An 18,583-nucleotide genomic window follows, 5' to 3' on the forward strand; every position below is an offset into this window, starting at 1 on the left:
AGCTCACTGCTTTGCAAAACGCCTGGCACATAGATCGGCGAAATGCCGGGCCGCGGGCGAGAGTTCGCGTTCGGCGCGATGGGCGAGCACGATGCGGTTTTCGCGGTGCCTGCCGGTCAGGGGGCGGGTCACCAGGTTGAGCCCGTCATAGCTCATGTCCGAAGCCGGCTTGGTCGCCAGGATCGAATAGCCCAGGCCATGGGCCACCATGCCGCGCACCATCTCGAAGGAGATCGAGCGATAGGCGATCAAGGGCTTGATGCCGGCGTCTTCGAGAATGCCGGTGAAATAGTCGCGGCTGGGCGGGGCGTCGAGCAGGATCATCGGCTCGGCGGCGAGGTCCTCGGGCGCCACCTCGCTCTGGTGGCAGAGCGGATGGTCGGCGGCGAGCAGCACATAGGGCGTCAACTCGCCCAGGGACAGTTTCTCGAATTCCTCGCCGAGGTCGAAATCATAGAGCAGCGCCAGTTCGCTCTCGCCCGCCAGCAGGCTCTCGCGCAGGCGGCGATGATCGCCCTCGATCAGCTTGACGCCGATGCCGCCCATCTCGCGGATAAGCGAGGGCATGAGATAGGGCCCGAAGGTGTGGAAGCAGCCGATCACCAGCCTGGCGGTCTCGCCCGCCAGCGCCGCGCGCAGCGAACTCGCCCCCTCGATCCGGTTCGACGAGCCATACGACCGATTGGCATAGATCAGCGGCGAACCGTGGCGGGAGAGATGGATGTCGCGCACCTCGCACAGGAAGATGTGATGCGTGCCCACCTTCTCGCTCGACAGCAGCTTGCAGTCGAACGCCACCAGGGGATCGGCGATGCGCGGTGCGCCGGTCGAGGCCGTCACCCATTCGGTGCATTCGAACTTGTCGCCGATCTCGTCGCGGAAACGCCCGGCGAAGACATCGGAGATGTAGGACTGGTCGTCCCGCAGAACGTTGACGCACAAGACACCGTTCTCGACGATCTTGGCCGCCGCCGGGCTGAGATGATGGACGCAGACCAGCATGGTCGGCAGCTCCGTATCCGCCGAGACCGAGGCCATGGCCGAGACGGTCACCCCTGCCCGGCCGGCCGGGCCGTCGGTGGAGACCACATTCACGGTGCAGGCGGCCTGGCTCATGCCGCCGAGAAATTTCTCGCGCACCTTCGGATCGATCCCCACGCCCATCCGTTCTCTCCCACTCGTCTTGAAGCCGGTGTCACCCCGGCCGTTCAGGCCGACGATCCTTCCGGAATTCGTCGGCGCTGGAAAATATGGATTTCCGCGGCACGGGTTCGGAAAAGCCGCAGCACGCCCGACATCCGCAGGGTCGCCTAAAGATAGAGGTGGTGCACCGTGTCGTTGGCGAGCAGGTCCTTGCTGGTGCCGCTCGCCGCGATCTGGCCGCGCACCAGGAGATAGCCGCGATCGGCGATCGACAGCGCCGTCTCGGCATTCTGCTCGATCAGCAGCACGGTCTTGCCCTCGTCGCGGATGCGCCCGACGATGTCGAAATATTCGTCGATCAACTTGGGGGAGAGGCCGAGCGAGGGCTCGTCCATCACCACCAGCTGCGGGTTGCCGATCAGGGCGCGGGCCAGCGCCACCATGGCCTGCTCGCCGCCCGACATCGTCCCCGCCCCCTGCGTCAGCCTCTCGCGAATGCGCGGAAACAGGCCAGCCATCGCCTCCAGCCGGTCCTCGAACGGCACCCGGCATCTGGAGGCATCGAAGGCAAGCTTGAGATTCTCGCGCACGTTCAGGGTCGGAAAGAGCCGGCGCCCTTCGGGCACGAAGCCGACGCCGAGCGCCGACAGGCGCTCGGTTCCCACCGCAGCCACGTCTTTGCCGGCAATGCCGATCGAACCGGCATCGAGCCTGATCAGGCCGCAAATGGCATTGAAGGTCGTGCTCTTGCCGGCCCCGTTCGGCCCGAGCAGGCAGACGAGTTCGCCCCTGTTCACTTCGAGCGAGACGTTGCGGAGCATAGGCACCGGCCCATAGCTGGTCGAGACGGATTTGAGTTCAAGCATGGCCGGCCTTGTGTCCGAGATAAGCCTGCTGGACGCGCGGCAGCTGCCGCACCTCCTGGAAATCGCCGTCGGCGATCTTCCGGCCGTAATCGATGACGGCAACCCTGTCGGGCAGCGCCCTGACCAGGCGCATGTCGTGTTCGATGATCAGGAAGGACAGCCCGGCACACCGGGCCATGACGGAGCGGATGCTGGCCATCAGGGCATCGGTGTCGCGGTCGTCCATGCCTGAGGACGGCTCGTCGAGCAGGATCACCTTCGGGTCGGAGGCAAGCGCCCGGGCAATCTCCAGGCGCCGGCGGTCGGCCTGGGGCAGCGTGCCTGCCAGGGTATGGCGCCGCTCATAGAGGTCGGGCGAGATGGAGCGGATCAATTCGCCCGCGCGCTCCGCCGCCTCATCGAGCTCGGCGCGGGCCTTGCCCGGACGCAGCAGCGCCGTGAGCACGCCGGTGTGGGTCCGGCAATGCATGCCGATCACCACATTGTCGACCAAGGTAAGGTCGTTGAACAGCCGGCTCGACTGGAAGGTACGGGTGATGCCGGCGGCCGCGATGCGATGGGCAGGATTGCCGGTAATGTCCCGCCCCTCCAGCGCCACCGTGCCCTTGGAGGGCCGGTAGATGCCGGTGATGACGTTGAACAGCGTGGACTTGCCCGCCCCGTTCGGCCCGATGATGCACAGGATCTCGGAGCGCCCGAGGCTGAGGTCCACACCATCGACCGCCGTCAGCCCGCCGAAGCGGATGGTCAGGCCGCGGGTCTCCAGAAGCGCCTGGCTCATGACCGGCTCCCTCATGGCTGGCCCCCATAATTGCGCGCGCGCTGCGGGAAGAGCCCCTGGGGCCGCAGGATCAGGAAGGCGATCACGATGACGCTGACGAAGAGCAGGCGGTAGTCGGAGAACACCCTCAGCTTTTCCGGCAGCAGTGTCAGCAGGAAGGCACCGATGATCACGCCGAGCGTGTTGTCCATGCCGCCCACGATCACCATGGTCATGATGGTGACCGACACCACGAAGGTGAAATTGTCCGGCGAGATGTAGCTGACATAGAAGGCGTAGATGGTGCCGGCGAAGGCGGCGAGGAAGGCATCGACGCCGAAGGCCAGGATCTTGTACCAGACCACGTTGATGCCCTGGCAGCGCGCCGCGAGCGGATCGGCCCTCAAGGCATTCCAGGCCAGGCCCACCCGGCTGTGATGCAGGCGCCCGGCCGAGAGGATGGCAAGCCCCACCAGCGCCGCCGAGAGATAATAGAAATTGGCCTGGCTCGGCAGCTTGTAGCCGAAGATGTAGAGCGGCTTGATGAAGGAATGCCCGAAGAAGGTCGGCGCGGGAATGCCGACCAGGCCGTTGGGTCCGCCCGTCCAGGACAGGTTGTTGAGCAATTGCTGGATGACGATGCCGAAGGCGATGGTCACCAGGGCAAGGTAGCTCTCCTTGGTGCGCATGGAGGGAAAGCCGAGCGCAAAGCCGAACAGGGTCGCCACCACCGCAGAGATCGGCAGGGTCAGCCAGAAGGAAATGCCGAAATTGATCGCCAGCAGCGCCGAGGTGTAGGCGCCGATGCCATAGGAGGCGCCCGTCGCGAAGTTCGGAATGTTCGCGCTGCCGAGCTGGAAATTGAGGGCGAGCGCCAGCACCGAATAGAGCTGGGCCACGATGAGCAGATGCAGCGCATAGCTGCTGCCCTGCATGAAGAAGGGAAACGCCAGGACGATGGCGATGCCGAGGAGGGTGGCGACGCCGCGGTGCCGCCGGAAGGCGGCGACGATCTGTTCTTCGATCTGCGGCCTGAGCTGCAGGGCAGCGAAACCGGCCCCGAGCAGGGCCAGCAAAGCGACGATGATCAAGGTCTGTTCGGCCAGGAGCAGGGCTCCGAGCAGGACGGCTCCGACGAGCTCGACGCCGAGGACGATGGCCAGGGCACCGAGCGACGCGCCGGCACGGGCCTGCGACAGATTATGCGTGGTGGCGGCCATCGCTCACACCTTCTCGAAGACAGGCTTGCCGAGCAGGCCCGAGGGTTTGAAGACCAGCACGCAGATCACCAGCACGAAGATGCAGACCAGGCGATAGGAGGCGCCATCCGCCAGCAAAGCCTGCGCCAGCATCTCGATGCCGGCGATCAGCAAGCTGCCGAGTATGGCGCCCTGCATCGAGCCGAGGCCGCCGATCACGGCGGCCGAAAAGCCGATCAGGCCGAGCTGGATGCCGAAATCGAAGCGCACCACGCCGGCATGGCTGGCATAGAACAGGCCGCCGATCGCCCCCACCGCCGAGGCCAGCAGGAAGGTCGCGGCGAACATCCGGCTCGGATTGATCGCCATCAGGCGCGCCGTATTGCGGTCTTCGGCGACGGCCCGGATGCGCATGCCGAGCGGCGTGTGCCGCATCAGGGCAAACAGGGCCGCCACCATGGCGATGCAGAGCACGATGACCGTGAGGCTGAAGGCCGGGATGGTCAGGCCGAACAGGGAGACCTCGCCCGTCACCAGGGCTGGGAAGGGCTTGGGATTGCTGCCCTGCGGATAGAAGCTGCGGATCAGCTCGCGCACCACGGTGCCGAGCGCCACCGTGGCGACCAGGGCCATCATGGCCGGGGCATTGCGGAAGCGACGGATCACCAGCCAGTCGAGCAGCACGCCGAGCAGGCCGACAAAAGCGATCGCGATCAGGCAGGCGATCAGGGCGGCCGGCACGGTATCGAAGCCGAGCATGCCGCCGGTCAGGATCTGGATCATCGCCAGGGCGACGAAGGGCGCCGTGATCGAGACGTCGCCATGCGAGAAATGGATGACGTTGAGCACGCCGAACAGCAGGCTGAACCCCAAGGCCACCAAGGCATAGATGCTGGCCAGGACAAGCCAGTTGAGCAGATATTGCGCGAGCAGCGCATCCATAGAATTCCCCTCCCGCCTCGTTTGCCGAGTGTCCGGTCTTCTTTTCTAGGCATAGGCGGGGCAGTGATGAAAGCCGGCGCTGCTTAGGCATTTCTGAGGCAGTGCTTCAAAAATTGCGACTTCTCGCTTTCGCAAAAACTTCGCACCCTTGCTCTCGTCTTCGGACAAGCCGACCGGCCACAGGCTCCCAAACAAGAAGACAAGTCCAGCCATCCTGCCGTGGTCCGGCGCACCATCGAGCAAGGGAATAGACATGACCATCTTCAACGCACGCCGGCGCCGCCTCCTCGGCAGTGTGCTGCTGGCGACCGCCATGGCCTCGCTGCCGACTCTGGCCTTGGCCAAGGACACCATCAAGCTCGGCTTCCTCGGCCCGCTCAGCGGCGGCAACGCCCCCCAGGGCCTGGGTGCCCGCAACGGCTTCCTGCTCGCCATCAAGCAGGCCAATGAGGGCAATTATCCCTATACGATCGAAGGCGTGGCGCTCGATGACGCGTCCGACCCGCAGACCGGCGTCTCGGCGGCCATGAAGCTGGCCAATGATTCAGCCGTGGTGGCGGCGACGGGCCATTGGAACAGCCCGGTGGCGCTCGCCACCATTCCGGTCTTCCATCGCTTCGAGATGCCGATGATCGTCTGGGGCGCCATCGGCCCGAAGATCACCGAGCAGAACCTGCCCGAGATCACCCGCGTTACTCCGACTCTGGTGGCCGAAAACCAGCCTCTGGCCGGCTGGGCCTTCAAAACGCTGGGTGCCAAGAAGGTCGCCATCGTCGCCGACACCTCCGACTATGGCGTCTCCAACGCTGACTTCTTCAAGAAGTTCTTCGGCGAGGCCGGCGGCCAGACCTCCTCGACCGACCTGCTCCCGGTCGGCACCACCGATTTTCGCACCATCCTGACCCGCATCAAGGGCGAGGCGCCCGACGCGATCTATTTCGGCGGCGTCATCACCGAGGCCGGCATCCTGCGCAAGCAGATGGCCGAGCTCGGCCTGACCATGCCGATGATCGGCATTTCCGGTTTCTACGATCCGGAATTCATCTCGGTCGCGGGCAAGGCCGCCGAAGGCACCATGGTCAGCTATCCGGCTTCCCAGTCCAACCCGGCTTTGACCAAGATGGAGGCCGACTACAAGGCCCAGAACTATGCCGAGGCGCCCAGCCCCTATACCAAATATGCCTATGAGGCGACGCAGATCCTCCTGAAGGTGATCGCCGACAACGGCATCGAGGACAAGGCCAAGCTCGCCCAGGCCATCCGCTCGATCAAGCATGACGGCGTGCTCGGCACCACCTCGTTCGACGATCACGGCCAGACCCAGATCCCGGTCGAGATCGAGATCAAGGTCGTCAAGGACGGCGCCTGGACCACCAAGACGAACTGAAGGTTCCACAACCTTTGTTTGATGGGTGCGCTGCCCCTCACCCTTACCCTCTCCCCGTAAACGGGGCGAGGGGACATCGGCGTAGTGCTCGAACCCGAAATCGGACCGTCTCGCCCAACCGGTTGAGCGAGACACCGGACTACAGGACATGGCGCGACGATTGCGCCCCCTCGCCCCGTTTACGGGGAGAGGATGGAGGTGAGGGGCTACGCGCCCCTGACATCATCAAACGCTTGGCGCCTTCAACCGGGCACACAAGCAAAGCGGGCCTCACCCGCCGCACACCTCGCGACATGCCTTCATGTCGCTGAAAACTTCGAAGGAAAGACGATGCTCAGAACAGGGCAGCAATACAGGGATTCGATCCGGGACGGCCGGCGCATCTGGATCAATGGCGAGCGCGTCAAGGACGTCACCGTCCACCCCCAATTCAAGCCGCTGGTCGACATCCGCGCGCGCATCTACGACCTCGCGCATGAGGACGCCACCCGCGACATCCTCAGCTATGAGGAAAATGGCGAGCGCTATTCCGTCGGCCTCAAGCTGCCCCACAGCCAGGACGACTGGCACGCCAAGCGCCTGGCCACCGACACCATCCTGGAGGATGTCGGCGGCGTCGTCACCCGCGTCGGCGACGAGACGGCCGGCGAGATGTGGTCGCTCTATGACGGCCAGGACATCCTGAACGAGGTCGACCCGCGCTTCTCGGTCAACATCCGCAACCACATCCAGCGTGTCGTCGACCGGGACCCCTTCCACGTCTCGGCCAACACCGATCCCAAGGGCGACCGTTCCAAGCGGCCGCAGGACCAGGATCCGGACATGCTCCTGCATGTCGTCAAGGAGACCGATGCCGGCATCGTGGTGCGCGGGGCCAAATACGAGACCGCCGCAGCCTATGCCAACCAGGCCTTCACCAAGCCGACCATCGCCAATTGGGGCAATTCGGAACTGTCCGACTATGCCGTCGGCTTCGTGTGCGACTTCTCCTCGCCGAATCTGCGCTTCATCGCCCGCACCGGCTTTGCCGGCCGCGCCCCGGCCGAGGACTATCCGCTCGCCAACCGCTTCGACGAGGTCGACTGCCTCGTCATCTACGACGATGTGCTGATCCCCTGGGAGAACGTGCTGTTCTACCAGCACACCAAGGCCGCCGCTTTCATCCGCGCCACGCTGCACCGCTATTCGGCCTTCGCCTTCGTGCAGCGCAACCTCAAGCTCGCCGACATGCTGATCGGCGCGGCCCTGTGGAACGTGCGCCAGACCGGCCTGGAAAACCAGCAGGCAGTCCAGGAAAAGCTGGCGACGCTCGCCTGCTACCGCGAGGGCATCAACGCGCATCTGACCGCCGCGATCACCAATGCCGAAAAGAGCCCGGGCGGCCTGCTGATGCCGAACCAGTCCCTCTTGATGACCGGGCGCGTGCATGCCTGCTCGCAGCTCCACCACATGATGCACATTGCCCGCGAGCTCTGCGGCGGCCAGATCTGCGTCACCCCCGACGCTGCCAGTTTCGCCGACGAGGAAGCCGGAGTCTGGCTGAAGAAGTACTACACGCTCAACGAGAACTGGGACAGCAACGACCGGCGCAAGCTGCTCGCCTTCGCCCGCGATCTACTCAACTCCGACTATGCCGGCCACCGGCTCACCTTCCAGCTCTTTGCCCAGTCACCACCCTTCGCCCATCTCGGTGCCGTCTACCGCAATTTCGACTGGAACGACGCCCTGCGCTTCACCAAGAAATCCGCCGGCCTGTCGGACCGCATCCTCACCGCCCAGCGCTAGGCGAAGGCAATCTTTCTAGCTCTTTGTTCTAACGCGATTTCTCAGTCGGAAAGTCGACGGCTCGATCTGCTCCGGGGGGCGCTGCCCCTCACCCCTCGCACTTGCAAAGCAAGTGCGGACCTCTCCCCGTAAGAATGGGGCGAGGGGACCACGACCGCAGCGTTTCAGGCCGAAAACGCTTCGTCTCGCCCAACCGTCGGGCGAGGCGACAGGTCCGAGGATCATTCGCGACGCCGGTGCCCCCTCGCCCCGTTCTTACGGGGAGAGGGTAAGGGTGAGGGGCAGCGTGACCTCGGCGGTGGAGGACTGAGCAACGACCGACCAACCTTTCCTGGAAACGCTTCAAGCCACCACCCGGAGTACCCGATCATGATCCACAAGCGTCTTCGCCCCTTCAACACCAAGGACACCTATCCCGAGCAGAAGCTCAACACCGATCTCAGCCAGGGCGTGGTCGCCCGCGGCACCATGGTGTTCCTGCGCGGCCAGGTCTCCCAGGACCTCGATACCCGAGAGAGCCTGCATGTCGGCGATCCCCGGGCCCAGGCCCGCAAATCCCTGGAGAACATCAAGATGCTGCTGGAGGAAGCCGGCAGTGAAATGGCCCATATCTGCCGCATTGTGGTCTATCTGACCGATATCCGCTATCGCGAGGCGGTCTATCTGGAGATGGGCGAGTGGTTCAAGGGCGTCCATCCCTGCTCCACCGGCCTGGTGGTGCCTGCCTTGGCCCGGCCCGAATGGGTGGTCGAGATCGAGGTGACGGCCGTCATCCCCGACGCGGCCTGAGGGAGAGCCCGATGACCTTCTCGATCTCGGCGCGCTGCGCCCGGACCGGCATGTTCGGCATCGCCGTATCCTCGTCCTCGCCCTGCGTCGCCGCCCGCTGCGCCCATGCGCGCGCCGGTGTCGGCGTCGTCGCCACGCAGAACATCACCGATCCCCGGCTCGGGCCGAAGGGCCTCGATCTGATGGCCGGGGGACTGTCGGCATCGGAAGCCCTCGAACGCCTCAAGGCCGAGGCGCCGCATCTCGATTTCCGTCAGCTCGCTCTGGTCGACAGCGAGGGCCGCACCGCCAGCTTCTCGGGCAGCCGGACGCTCGGCACCCATCGGGTGGTCGAGGGCGCCGGCGTGGTCGCGGCCGGCAATCTCCTGTCGTCGCCGGAAGTGCCTGTCGCCATGGTCGCGGCCTTCGAGGCAGCGGCGGCACAATCGCTCGGCGATCGCCTGGTCGGCGCGATGCGGGCCGCGGTGAAGGCGGGGGGCGAGGAAGGCCCCGTCCATTCCATCGGCATGCTGCTGGTGCGGGATGTCGCCTGGCCCGTCGCCGATCTCAGGGTCGACTGGAGCGAGGGCGATCCGATCGATGACCTCGACCAGCTCTGGCAGCGCTGGAAGGGTGAGATGGAAGCCTATGTCTCGCGGGCCCTCGACCCGAGCCAGGCGCCGAGCTATGGCGTACCGGGCGATCTCTGACCGGCTATGACAACAAAGCGTTTTGCGATTTTACGGTCTCACCATGAATCGCAAAGACGCGTTGAAACACGAAGCTGGAGCAAATGGGCGTTCGAGCCAAAACGCGCTTTGCTTCAGCGGGCTCGGTCCGCAGGACCGGGCCCCTTCATGTGGCGATGACAGCATGGCAACCGAACCGACGACCCTGGACATTCTCGAGCGCCTGATCGGTTTTGCGACCATCAGCCGGCAATCGAACCGCGAGCTGATCGGCTATGTCACCAGCCTGCTCGATGGCGCCGGCATCGGCTGGGATCTCGTCGAGAGCCCGGACGGCACCAGGGCCAATCTGTTCGCGACCATCGGTCCCGCCACCAATGGCGGGGTCGTGCTCTCCGGCCATACCGATGTCGTTCCGGTCGAGGGCCAGGTCTGGAGCACGGATCCGTTCGCCCTTTGCGAACGGGACGGCCGTTATTATGGCCGCGGCACCACTGACATGAAGGGTTTCGTGGCATCGGCCCTTGCCACGGCTTTGCGGGTAGCTAGGTGCGAACTGAAGACGCCTCTTCATCTTGCCTTTTCCTACGACGAGGAAATCGGCTGCGTCGGCGTGCGTAGCCTGATCGACCGGCTGTCGAGCCATCCGATCCGCCCTGCTCTGTGTATCGTGGGAGAACCGACCGGCATGCGCATTGCCACCGGGCACAAGGGCAAGGTAGCGCTGCGGGCCTGCTGCACCGGCCGCGCCGGCCATTCGGCCCTGGCGCCGCTCGCGCTCAACGCCCTGCATCTGGGGGCAGACTTCCTCGGCAGGCTGCGCGAGCGCCAGCGTCTCCTCGCCGAGACCGGCAGGCGCGACGAGCACTATGAGATCCCGTACACCACCCTTCACGCCGGGCGCATGAGCGGCGGCCAGGCCCTCAACATCGTGCCGGAATGCTGCGAGATCGAGTTCGAGATCCGCAACGTCGTCGGCGATGATCCCCAGACCATCATTGCCGATCTGAAGGACGATGCCGAGGCGATCGTCGCGCCGCTGCGTCCGGCCTTTCCGGAAGCCGCCATCGCCATCGACGAGGTCAATGCCTATCCGGGCCTGGAGACACCCGTCGATTCCCCGGTGGTGACGCTGCTGCGCCTGATCAATGAAAGCCGGGAGCCGACCTTCAAGGTCGCCTTCGGTACGGAGGGAGGCTTGTTCCAGGATAGGCTCGGCCTGGCGACGGCGGTCTGCGGCCCCGGTTTCATGGCGCAGGGCCACAAGCCCGACGAATATGTCGGCGCCGATCAGCTCGGCCGTTGCGATGCCATGCTTGCCGCACTGGTCGATCGCCTTGCCGTCGGCCTGTGATCGCGTGCCCGAGCGGCCAGTTGCCGCTTTGACGGACCGTGCCGAAGCGAGGATTTTGTCTGGCAGTTGATCGAATGATTCAGGGCCTGCAACGCGAGGCGCCGATGCCGCCGCAGGCCGCGTGAGGAGCAACCCATGCGTTTTACCTTGCGACAATTGAGCTATTTCGTCGCCGCCGGCGAGACCGGCAGCGTCACCCGGGCGGCCGAGCTGGTCAACATCTCCCAGCCCTCGGTCTCGGCGGCGATCTCGCATCTGGAGACCGAGCTCGGCGTGCAGATCTTCGTACGCCAGCACGCCCAGGGCCTGTCCTTGACCACACCGGGCAAGCGCCTGCTCAGGGCCGCCAAGGAATCGCTGCGCGCCGCCTATGAACTCTACGACGTCGCCAATGCCGCCGGCTCCATCGTGTCGGGCCCGATCAATGTCGGCTCCTTCCGCACTTTCTCCTCCCTGATCATGCCGGAGCTCTGGCGCGGTTTCATCGCCAAATATCCCGATGCCCAGATGGTGGTGACCGAGGGCAGCGAGGCCGAGTTGCTGGAAGGCCTACGCTCTGCCCGGATCGACATCGCCCTCACCTACCAGCTCAACCTGACGCCGGACATGAGCTTCCAGTCCCTGGTGGAGATGCCCTCCTATGTGCTGCTGGCGGCCGACCACCGTTTCGCCACCAGATCAAGCGTACGCCTGGAGGAACTGGCCGACGAGCCCTTCATCCTGCTCGACCTGCCGCTCAGCCGCCAATATTTCCTCTCCATGTTCGAGCAGCGCAGCATCACCCCGAGGATCGTCGCCGAAACGGCCAGCCCCTCGACCCTGCGGTCCTATGTCGGTGCGGGCCTCGGCTTTTCCATGCTGACGGTGAGGCCGGTGAACATGATGGCGGAAAACGGCCGCCCTCTCGCCTATGTCGAGCTCGAGGGCAATACCGCCCCGATGGTGATGGGGCTGGCCTGCCTGAAGGACATGCGGCGCCCGCGCATCGTCGACGCCTTCGAGGCTCATTGCCGGGAGGTCATCTCGGCCGATCATATTCCAGGCATGCGCGGAACCGAGTCAGGTCCCTCTCGTGTTATAGCCGATGAGGTGTAATCGATCCTGATTCTCGCACCCGGATGCCTGTCCGGCCCGACACCATGCGGCCGGACGCCATCTTGTGCATGGGAGGCGGCATGAACGAGCCAAGACTCATCCTCTACGAACTCGCCGGGTCCGACCCGCAGCTTCGCTTCAGCCCGCATTGCTGGAAGATCCGGATGGCCCTGGCCCATAAGGGGCTTCAGGCCGATCGCAGGCCGTGGCGTTTCACCGACAAGGAAGCCATCGCCTTCTCGGGCCAGGGGCTGGTGCCGGTTCTCATCGATGGCGCCAATGTCGTCTCCGATTCCTGGCGCATCGCGCTTCACCTCGACGAGCGCTTTGCCGACCGCCCTCCCCTCTTCGGCGCGCCGCAAGCGGCAGCCGTGACGCGTTTCGTCAACAGCTGGGCCGATACGGCCCTGCTGCCGGCCATCGCCCGCCTGATCCTGCTGGATATCTACACTATCCTCGACGAGAAGGACCGGGACTATTTTCGCGCGAGCCGCGAACAGCGCTACGGCAAGACATTGGAACAGGTCGTCGAGGACCAGCAGCTCCATCTCGACAGGCTGCGCCACACGCTCACACCCCTGCGCCACTTGCTTGGTGGACAGGCCTTCCTCGGAGGCTTGCAGCCCAGTTATGCCGATTACTGCGTCTTCGGCATGTTCATGTGGGCCCGCTGCACCAGTGATGTCACCCTCCTGGCGGCTGACGACACCATCCATGCCTGGCGCGAGCGCCTGCTCGATCTCTTCGATGGTCTTGCGCGTCAGGCTCCCCACCACAAGGTCGTTTCGGAGTTGCCCGATGCCTGAGTTGCCCGTGCCGGCAGACTACGAGTTCCTGACCACCGACAAGCTGCGCTATGGCGATACGGACCGGCAGGGCCATGTGAACAATGCGGTCTTTGCAACCTTCCTGGAGACGGGCCGGGTTGAACTCCTCCATGATCTCGCCGCCCCCATCGCGGATGCCGGCAGCTCTTTCGTGCTTGCACGCGTGGTCATCGATTTTCGTGCCGAGGTGCTTTGGCCCGGGACGGTGGAGATCGGCACAAGGGTCAGCGCCTTCGGCCGCAGTTCGATTACGCTCGATCAGGCCGTATTCCAGAACGGGGCGTGTGTCGCGCAGGGACAGAGCGTCGTGGTACTCGTCGACAACAGCACGCGCCGCTCTCGTGCCCTTTCCGAAGGAGCTGCCAAGCGTCTGCACGAACTGGGCGCTCACCGGCCTCAGCCGGCCTAGAGCAAACGCTATAGGGAACCGCAGACAGCCTTGCCATGTCCGCTTATATGATCGCCCAGGCCCGATAGCGGCCTCGCCCGGTGATCTCCCTCACGCCCAGTTCCGCAATGAGGTCCTGCGCCGCCCGCGGCGTGATATCGAGCCGCTTGGCGATGAGCTGTGCCGAGGCGAGAGGCGTCGTCAGCAGCAGCTCGATCAAGGCCGGTAGTTTCGAGGTGGAGCGACGGCCGGCGAGGTGTCGTTCGAGCTGATGTCGAGCCAACATCCAGCGGTCGTGATCCTTCAATCCCTGTTCTGCCGCCACCGCGATGGCCTGGATGAAGGCCAGGAGCCGCGGCCCGGGACCATGGGCAAATCGCGTTTCACGAGGCAAGGCACGCAAGCCCACGCACAGGCAAGGCAGATGAAAGCGCGCCTTGTCGCGCGCCCGCAGGACAGCGGCTCCCAGCGCGCGCCCGAGCCAGGCGGCATATTGCAGGGGCTCGATGGTTTCCCAAGCGAGGACCGCAGTTGCTGCGGCCAGCACCGGTGGCAGACCGTCCAGGTGCCTGATGTCTTCGCGCCATTCCTCAAGGCGCGCCTCTTCGTCCCAGTCGGCATCATAGATGTCCGGCTTGCGATTGGGCGCCGAGGCGGTTTCGCCGGCGAGCACGGCTGATGAGCGCGAGACTATGGCATCGATGGCTGCGAGTTCGGCGGCCCAGGCCTGGTCCTCCTCCGTTTCACCGGGTTGGGCGATCGCCCTGTCCTTTCCTTGGCGCTCGGGATCATCTGCTTCCCGGGACGCGGGAGGTGATCCACCTTGCGGGGGGGCTTCCCTGCCGAGCAGGCTCGCCAGTCCTTCCTGCGAGAGAGCCCAGTCGGCTGGAGCAGACGCAATGCGTCGCCGGGCCCGCAGGACGGTATGGGCCCGGGTAAGCTCATGGGTCGGTGTGCGTGCGTCCATGGCCGCGTCGTGCAGCACAAGGTCTTCGAGATGTACCAATTCGCCGTCGAGCCACAAGCTGCCGGCGGCATCGTAGAAGTGGGTGCGCGCGATCCAGCCCTGCCGGATCGGGCTGGTGCGTAGCCTCTCGTCGAGCCGCGCAAGTCCATCCTCCGCGATGGCGAGAGGGACCGCAATTTCGCCCCAGGGTAGCTTTCCAAGCTCCAAACCAGCTATTTTCAAAGGCCTGATAACCCTAATGAAAAATCAAATAACGGAACCTAACACATATTTAGCTTCCGCCACATCGAGAAGGTCTTCTTTTGACCTTCGTCGTCGGAAGATGGGCTTCCAATTCCGACCTTGCCGATATTTAACGCTGTCCGACCTTGAAGCGGAGCCTGCCTCTCTCCATATCCCCGTTGTCGGGAGCACGTCCCCATTCTTCCCCGGTGGGTTGATGGGTTCCCGGGGTTTCCTCCCAAGAGAAACTTCTTGGATGCCTATCCAAGCAGCGGCCGGTTTTCCGGCCGTTTTTTTTGCAAAGGTCATCATTCGTTTCATCCTGGCCATGATGATCGTCAGGTTCGTGAGGGCTGTGGTTCGCGGGCATGGATTTGTGCCATCAGAATGGGGCCAAGCGACAATTGCCCTGCCTCGGCCTTGCGGGTGAGGCTGCGCAGGTAACCGCCAGCCGAATTGATATTGGCAGCTCGCTGCACGATGCAGGCGATGACGACGGCAGCCTGTGCTTCGCCCATCACGGTTTGCGCCTCCTCCCAGGCGCTTGGGCTGATCCGCAGGATGGAGCGGGCCAGGTTGGTGGCTCCGAGGAAATCACGCCAATTGCCGATACCGTTGCGGGTGTAATCGACAATGTCGGGGCAGGCGCGCAAGACCATGCCGAGCGTGTAGCTGCCGTCGAGCGTAGCGGCATGGCTTGCCGGTGCCGGTTTCGGCGCCTGAGCGGCGGATGTCGCTGGTTCAGAATCAATAAGGGATTCTGGATCTGATTTCTGTATGTGGCGCCCATTGCTGGACTCAATGGTGCTCACTTTTGCAGTTTTGATCTGTAGTTCCAAGCGGTTGAGAATGTCGTCGGCCAGTGCTGAAAGCTGGTTCGCCAAGGTCTCGAGCTGTTCGAGGGTGGCGCGTCGTGGCAGGCTTTCGACAAGGTCGCGATAGAGGGTGTGCAGGTCGAGCCAGATTTGGCCCTCTGCTTTCTCAGGGGACTCGTGCATCAGTTCCTGTTGTGCGGCGGCGATCATTTTGGAGATGTCGCGCCGGCAGATGGTGATGCGCTCACGGGCGAGCTTGAGCGATCGGGCGGCGTCCTCGACCTCGGTGGCGAGCTGCATGAACTCGTCGGCACGGGCAAGCAGGGGGGCGAGGTCGAAGCCATAGGCGAGCTCGATGCTGCCGCCGCGATTGCGACGGGCATAGCGCTTGCCGTTGGGGCTGTCGCGCCGGATGATCAGGCCGGCTTCGACGAGGACGGCAAGATGGCGTCGCAGTGTCGAGGCGGGCATGCCGTGGGCGCGGCGGCTGAGCTGCTCGTTGGATGGAAACACGATGATGGCTTCACCCGAAAGAGTGGTCTCGGGGTGGAAAGTCAGCAGGGCATTGAGGACGGCAAGAGAGCGCTCGGAAATGTCGAGACGAGCTCGTGCCGTGCATAGGGCCTGGTAGATCTCCCACTTTGGTCGTGCGCGCGTGGTTGGACGCGTCTTGGCGATCGCTTGACTTGCAATTTGGGCAAGTGTCAGCGTTCGCCGCCCAAAGGGCGACGTTGCATGATGAATCTGCACTCTCTTTCACCTTATCCAGGCAAAAGAAATCCGCTCGTCGAAGTACGACGCCTGAAACGCTTGACAGTGATTCGCGGAAATGAGATTCTCTGTTTGCTTACGACAGAAAAGGCTTCCGCGCGGCGACGCTCGGGGGCTTTTTTCTTTTGCGGGGTTAATCTCCTGTTTGGTTGCGTTGTTTTGCCTCCCTGAAGGCCTCGTAAAGTGCCTCCAGGTTGGACGAGAGGTAATTGCCGAACTCGCCCGCATCCTTCGATTTGAGCGAGAGGCTGAAGGACTTGCCGGTGTTTCGGTAACTGGCCGCCACGCGCTTGTCCTGCGCAGCCCAGTTGCCGGCCGATTGTGGTGCGGGTGCTGCGCGGACCGGTCTGCGTGCGCGCTGGAGATGGGTGAGCAACTGGTTGAAGCGGGCAGGCGTATCGAGATGGCGGAAGTCTTCCTCGGCGAGAAGTTCCTCCGCCTGGCTGGCTGCGCCGGGCCGTAGCAGGAGCTTCTTGAGTTCTTCCCAGCGGTCACGGCCGATCATCTTGGCGGCACCGATCGTCTCGATGATCGAGGCGGGTACGATCTCAGCCACCGACAGCATGCGCGACAACAGCGTATCGTCGACGGTGAGGGCCGATTTGATCGTATCCTTGCTTTGGCCCATCGCGAGCAGTTTGGCGGCAAACAGCGATTTCTCGATGAAGGACAGGTCGGCCCTGCGGGTGTTTTCCTGGCCCTGCGCGATGATATGGGCGATTTCCTCGACATTCTTGACCACGGCACGCACCCGTATGCCGAGCTCCCGTGCTGCGCGCGCCCGTCGATGGCCAAAGACGATCATATAGCGCCCGTCACTGTCCGGATGAGGGCGAACAAGAATGGGCTGAAGCTGGCCATCCTTCTCGATCCCCTGGCGGAATAGGGCAAATTCCTCCTCGTCGTCCTCGATACGATCGGAGACGAAGGAAGCGTCGAGAAGGTCCGGATCAAGCGCGACAATGGTCTCGCCATCGGTGAGACGTTTGGCACTCTCGGCCAGTTCTTCGATCGACAGCATCATGGAGCGCGATGCCCCGCGCGAAGCATAGTCGGAGCGCGTTTCATGCATCGTCCGATCCGCAGCCGGGCCGGTGATGCTCGCTAGAAGATTCTTGCGTGCCAAAGCGCCCTCCCCTGCTCTCGTCCAACATATTGAAAGAATGTATTTTTTTGCCGGTCTGCACGGCTGTCAAAAAACGCTTTCATCGCCGCCCCCATGCCTTGTGGACCAGAGCGGTGATCTCCTCATTCACGGCATTGAGAGCCTCGATCGCGCGGTCATAGGTCGATCGGATGAATTGGGAGCGGTCGACTTCGTAGAGGGTCTGGTTGGTGATGCCGGCATCCGAAATCGCGGTGGATTTCAGCATCGGGCTTTTCAGCATCTGATGGGGGAACAACGCCTGCATGAAGCCGACCATCTGGGTCTGAGGACCGTCTATGGGTTCGAAACGGGTGACCAGATATCGGAACCACTGCAGGCGCACTTCCGCTCCCGCCTTGCTGATCGAGCGCAGGACGCCGCCCAGCATCAGCAGGAACTGGCTCATCGACATGACGTCGAGCATCTGAGGGTGGATCGTGATCAGCACCGAGGTCGATGCCGTCAGCGCCGTCAGGGTGAGATAGCCGAGCTGGGGCGGGCAATCGATCACCACGACGTCATAACGATCCTCGACTTCCTTCAACGCGTTGGTGATGCGCGTGAAGAACAGCCGTCCATCCGGCGAGGCGCGGTTGGAGGCGGCGAGCGGCGTGTCGTACTCGTATTCCTGCAGCTCCAGATTGGCCGGCACGATGTCGAGGCCCGGGAAATTGGTCGGCCGGATCACCTGGGTGATCGGCTTCCTCTGGTCGTCGTAGCGCAGGGCCTCATAGAGCGAGAGATTCTTGTCGAGTTCGGGCTGGATGCCGTGCAATGCCGAAAGCGAGGCCTGCGGGTCGAGATCGATGGCCAGTACCCGGTGCCCGGTGAGGGCAAGGTGCTGGGCGAGATGGGCGGCTGTGGTGGTCTTGCCGCTGCCGCCCTTGAAGTTCACCACGGAAAGGATCTGTAGCTTTTCGCCGGCGCGGCGATGCGGGACATATTTCTTGAAGTCCGCCCGGCCATGCCGGTCGAGATATTGCCGCAGCTCCAGCATCTGCTCAGCCGTGTAGCTGCGTCGCCCCGAGCTGGAAGTGGTCGGAATCGGACCCTTGCCTTCCAGATGCAGTTTCTTGACGTTGGATTGGGTGACGCCAAGGAAATAGGCAACCTCCGCCAGCGAGAACGAGCGCAGGCTCTTCATCGCATTCGGCGGATAGTGCTCCACCCGGAGCATATTTAGCTTGTCCGAGATCAACTCCCCCTGCTGGAGGATGGTCTCGTGAAAGCTGAATGCCTCCAGATCCTGGTTTGAGATCGACATGTTCATCGACTACGATTCTCGGAATAACGCTTTTTCGCATGAAACAACATTTCAAGCGGGAATTATGCCCGATTCTCGCGAAGCGGCAATGAATTTTAGGTTAATGAAAGGTTAACGCCGAAATAGTGTCTCGAATCACTTCCGGCACAGCCTGTTTCGATTCTATCTTTTTGTATTATCGCTGGTTTTTTGCG

Annotated in this window: 17 protein-coding genes; 8 read left to right on the forward strand and 9 right to left on the reverse strand. The window is 63.6% G+C overall.

From position 1 onward, the window contains the following. Positions 1 to 3: 3 nt before the first annotated feature. The 5 genes from QM672_RS13065 to QM672_RS13085 form a co-directional block, all read right to left on the reverse strand. Positions 4 to 1,164, reverse strand: a complete 1,161-nt coding sequence (locus QM672_RS13065) for a LysR substrate-binding domain-containing protein (RefSeq protein ID WP_311944866.1) — start codon at positions 1,162 to 1,164, stop codon at positions 4 to 6. 146 nt (positions 1,165 to 1,310) lie between these two features. Further along, on the reverse strand, positions 1,311 to 2,009 hold the full coding sequence (locus QM672_RS13070; protein WP_311944864.1) for an ABC transporter ATP-binding protein: 699 nt from the start codon (positions 2,007 to 2,009) through the stop codon (positions 1,311 to 1,313). Continuing rightward, complete coding sequence (locus tag QM672_RS13075; protein ID WP_415083047.1) at positions 2,002 to 2,790, reverse strand: ABC transporter ATP-binding protein; 789 nt, start codon at positions 2,788 to 2,790, stop codon at positions 2,002 to 2,004. The genes QM672_RS13070 and QM672_RS13075 overlap by 8 nt, the downstream gene beginning before the upstream one ends. Before the next feature lie 11 nt (positions 2,791 to 2,801). Then, positions 2,802 to 3,989 (reverse strand): branched-chain amino acid ABC transporter permease, encoded by a 1,188-nt coding sequence (locus QM672_RS13080; protein ID WP_415083048.1) that lies wholly within the window; start codon positions 3,987 to 3,989, stop codon positions 2,802 to 2,804. Positions 3,990 to 3,992: 3 nt separating this feature from the next. Continuing rightward, positions 3,993 to 4,910, reverse strand: a complete 918-nt coding sequence (locus tag QM672_RS13085; RefSeq protein WP_149250520.1) for a branched-chain amino acid ABC transporter permease — start codon at positions 4,908 to 4,910, stop codon at positions 3,993 to 3,995. Between the two features lie 253 nt (positions 4,911 to 5,163). Between QM672_RS13085 and QM672_RS13090 the strand changes: the two genes are divergently transcribed. From QM672_RS13090 to QM672_RS13125, 8 genes are all read left to right on the forward strand, one after another. Further along, the gene (locus QM672_RS13090) at positions 5,164 to 6,297 is read left to right on the forward strand and encodes a branched-chain amino acid ABC transporter substrate-binding protein (RefSeq protein WP_068289175.1); all 1,134 of its coding nucleotides are present in this window, start codon (positions 5,164 to 5,166) and stop codon (positions 6,295 to 6,297) included. 330 nt (positions 6,298 to 6,627) lie between these two features. Beyond that, complete coding sequence (locus QM672_RS13095) at positions 6,628 to 8,082, forward strand: 4-hydroxyphenylacetate 3-hydroxylase family protein (RefSeq protein ID WP_415083051.1); 1,455 nt, start codon at positions 6,628 to 6,630, stop codon at positions 8,080 to 8,082. A gap of 369 nt (positions 8,083 to 8,451) precedes the next feature. Continuing rightward, positions 8,452 to 8,871, forward strand: coding sequence for a RidA family protein (locus tag QM672_RS13100; RefSeq protein WP_311944855.1), 420 nt, complete (start codon positions 8,452 to 8,454; stop codon positions 8,869 to 8,871). Positions 8,872 to 8,882: 11 nt separating this feature from the next. After that, positions 8,883 to 9,560, forward strand: a complete 678-nt coding sequence (locus tag QM672_RS13105; protein ID WP_311944854.1) for a DUF1028 domain-containing protein — start codon at positions 8,883 to 8,885, stop codon at positions 9,558 to 9,560. Positions 9,561 to 9,723: 163 nt separating this feature from the next. Further along, a complete protein-coding gene (argE, locus tag QM672_RS13110; RefSeq protein WP_415083054.1) occupies positions 9,724 to 10,893 on the forward strand; it encodes an acetylornithine deacetylase in 1,170 nt (389 codons plus the stop codon). Positions 10,894 to 11,028: 135 nt separating this feature from the next. After that, complete coding sequence (locus QM672_RS13115; RefSeq protein ID WP_415083056.1) at positions 11,029 to 11,988, forward strand: LysR family transcriptional regulator; 960 nt, start codon at positions 11,029 to 11,031, stop codon at positions 11,986 to 11,988. 80 nt (positions 11,989 to 12,068) lie between these two features. Continuing rightward, entirely contained in the window at positions 12,069 to 12,794 is a 726-nt protein-coding gene (locus QM672_RS13120; protein WP_415083058.1) for a glutathione S-transferase family protein, read from the forward strand. Next, positions 12,787 to 13,224: a thioesterase family protein gene (locus tag QM672_RS13125; protein WP_311944849.1), complete on the forward strand. Its 438-nt coding sequence runs from the start codon at positions 12,787 to 12,789 to the stop codon at positions 13,222 to 13,224. Before QM672_RS13120 ends, QM672_RS13125 begins: the two co-directional genes overlap by 8 nt. A gap of 43 nt (positions 13,225 to 13,267) precedes the next feature. Here the strand turns inward: QM672_RS13125 and QM672_RS13130 are convergent, their stop codons facing one another. From QM672_RS13130 to repA, 4 genes are all read right to left on the reverse strand, one after another. Continuing rightward, positions 13,268 to 14,377 carry an RHE_PE00001 family protein gene (locus tag QM672_RS13130; protein ID WP_415083060.1) on the reverse strand — a complete coding sequence of 370 codons (1,110 nt, stop codon included), beginning with the start codon at positions 14,375 to 14,377 and terminating at the stop codon, positions 13,268 to 13,270. Between the two features lie 353 nt (positions 14,378 to 14,730). Then, entirely contained in the window at positions 14,731 to 15,957 is a 1,227-nt protein-coding gene (repC, locus tag QM672_RS13135) for a plasmid replication protein RepC (protein WP_415083062.1), read from the reverse strand. Positions 15,958 to 16,111: 154 nt separating this feature from the next. Then, a complete protein-coding gene (gene repB / locus QM672_RS13140; RefSeq protein WP_311944845.1) occupies positions 16,112 to 17,104 on the reverse strand; it encodes a plasmid partitioning protein RepB in 993 nt (330 codons plus the stop codon). A 79-nt stretch (positions 17,105 to 17,183) separates the two neighbouring features. Beyond that, positions 17,184 to 18,395, reverse strand: a complete 1,212-nt coding sequence (repA, locus tag QM672_RS13145) for a plasmid partitioning protein RepA (RefSeq protein WP_311944844.1) — start codon at positions 18,393 to 18,395, stop codon at positions 17,184 to 17,186. Positions 18,396 to 18,583 lie beyond the last annotated feature (188 nt).

Origin of the sequence: Labrys sp. (in: a-proteobacteria) (assembly GCF_047605565.1) — a bacterium.
In the GTDB taxonomy this organism is placed as follows: Bacteria; Pseudomonadota; Alphaproteobacteria; order Rhizobiales; family Labraceae; genus Labrys; species Labrys neptuniae.

Bases quoted from the DNA above. Each gene is read 5' to 3' on its own strand.
- QM672_RS13085 (WP_149250520.1), bottom strand. From the start codon at position 4,910: ATGGATGCGCTGCTCGCGCAATATCTGCTCAACTGGCTTGTCCTGGCC.
- argE (WP_415083054.1), top strand. From the start codon at position 9,724: ATGGCAACCGAACCGACGACCCTGGACATTCTCGAGCGCCTGATCGGT.
- QM672_RS13100 (WP_311944855.1), top strand. From the start codon at position 8,452: ATGATCCACAAGCGTCTTCGCCCCTTCAACACCAAGGACACCTATCCC.
- QM672_RS13105 (WP_311944854.1), top strand. From the start codon at position 8,883: ATGACCTTCTCGATCTCGGCGCGCTGCGCCCGGACCGGCATGTTCGGC.
- QM672_RS13095 (WP_415083051.1), top strand. From the start codon at position 6,628: ATGCTCAGAACAGGGCAGCAATACAGGGATTCGATCCGGGACGGCCGG.
- QM672_RS13120 (WP_415083058.1), top strand. From the start codon at position 12,069: ATGAACGAGCCAAGACTCATCCTCTACGAACTCGCCGGGTCCGACCCG.
- QM672_RS13070 (WP_311944864.1), bottom strand. From the start codon at position 2,009: ATGCTTGAACTCAAATCCGTCTCGACCAGCTATGGGCCGGTGCCTATG.
- QM672_RS13125 (WP_311944849.1), top strand. From the start codon at position 12,787: ATGCCTGAGTTGCCCGTGCCGGCAGACTACGAGTTCCTGACCACCGAC.
- QM672_RS13075 (WP_415083047.1), bottom strand. From the start codon at position 2,790: ATGAGCCAGGCGCTTCTGGAGACCCGCGGCCTGACCATCCGCTTCGGC.
- QM672_RS13065 (WP_311944866.1), bottom strand. From the start codon at position 1,164: ATGGGCGTGGGGATCGATCCGAAGGTGCGCGAGAAATTTCTCGGCGGC.
- repA (WP_311944844.1), bottom strand. From the start codon at position 18,395: ATGAACATGTCGATCTCAAACCAGGATCTGGAGGCATTCAGCTTTCAC.
- QM672_RS13090 (WP_068289175.1), top strand. From the start codon at position 5,164: ATGACCATCTTCAACGCACGCCGGCGCCGCCTCCTCGGCAGTGTGCTG.
- QM672_RS13080 (WP_415083048.1), bottom strand. From the start codon at position 3,989: ATGGCCGCCACCACGCATAATCTGTCGCAGGCCCGTGCCGGCGCGTCG.
- QM672_RS13115 (WP_415083056.1), top strand. From the start codon at position 11,029: ATGCGTTTTACCTTGCGACAATTGAGCTATTTCGTCGCCGCCGGCGAG.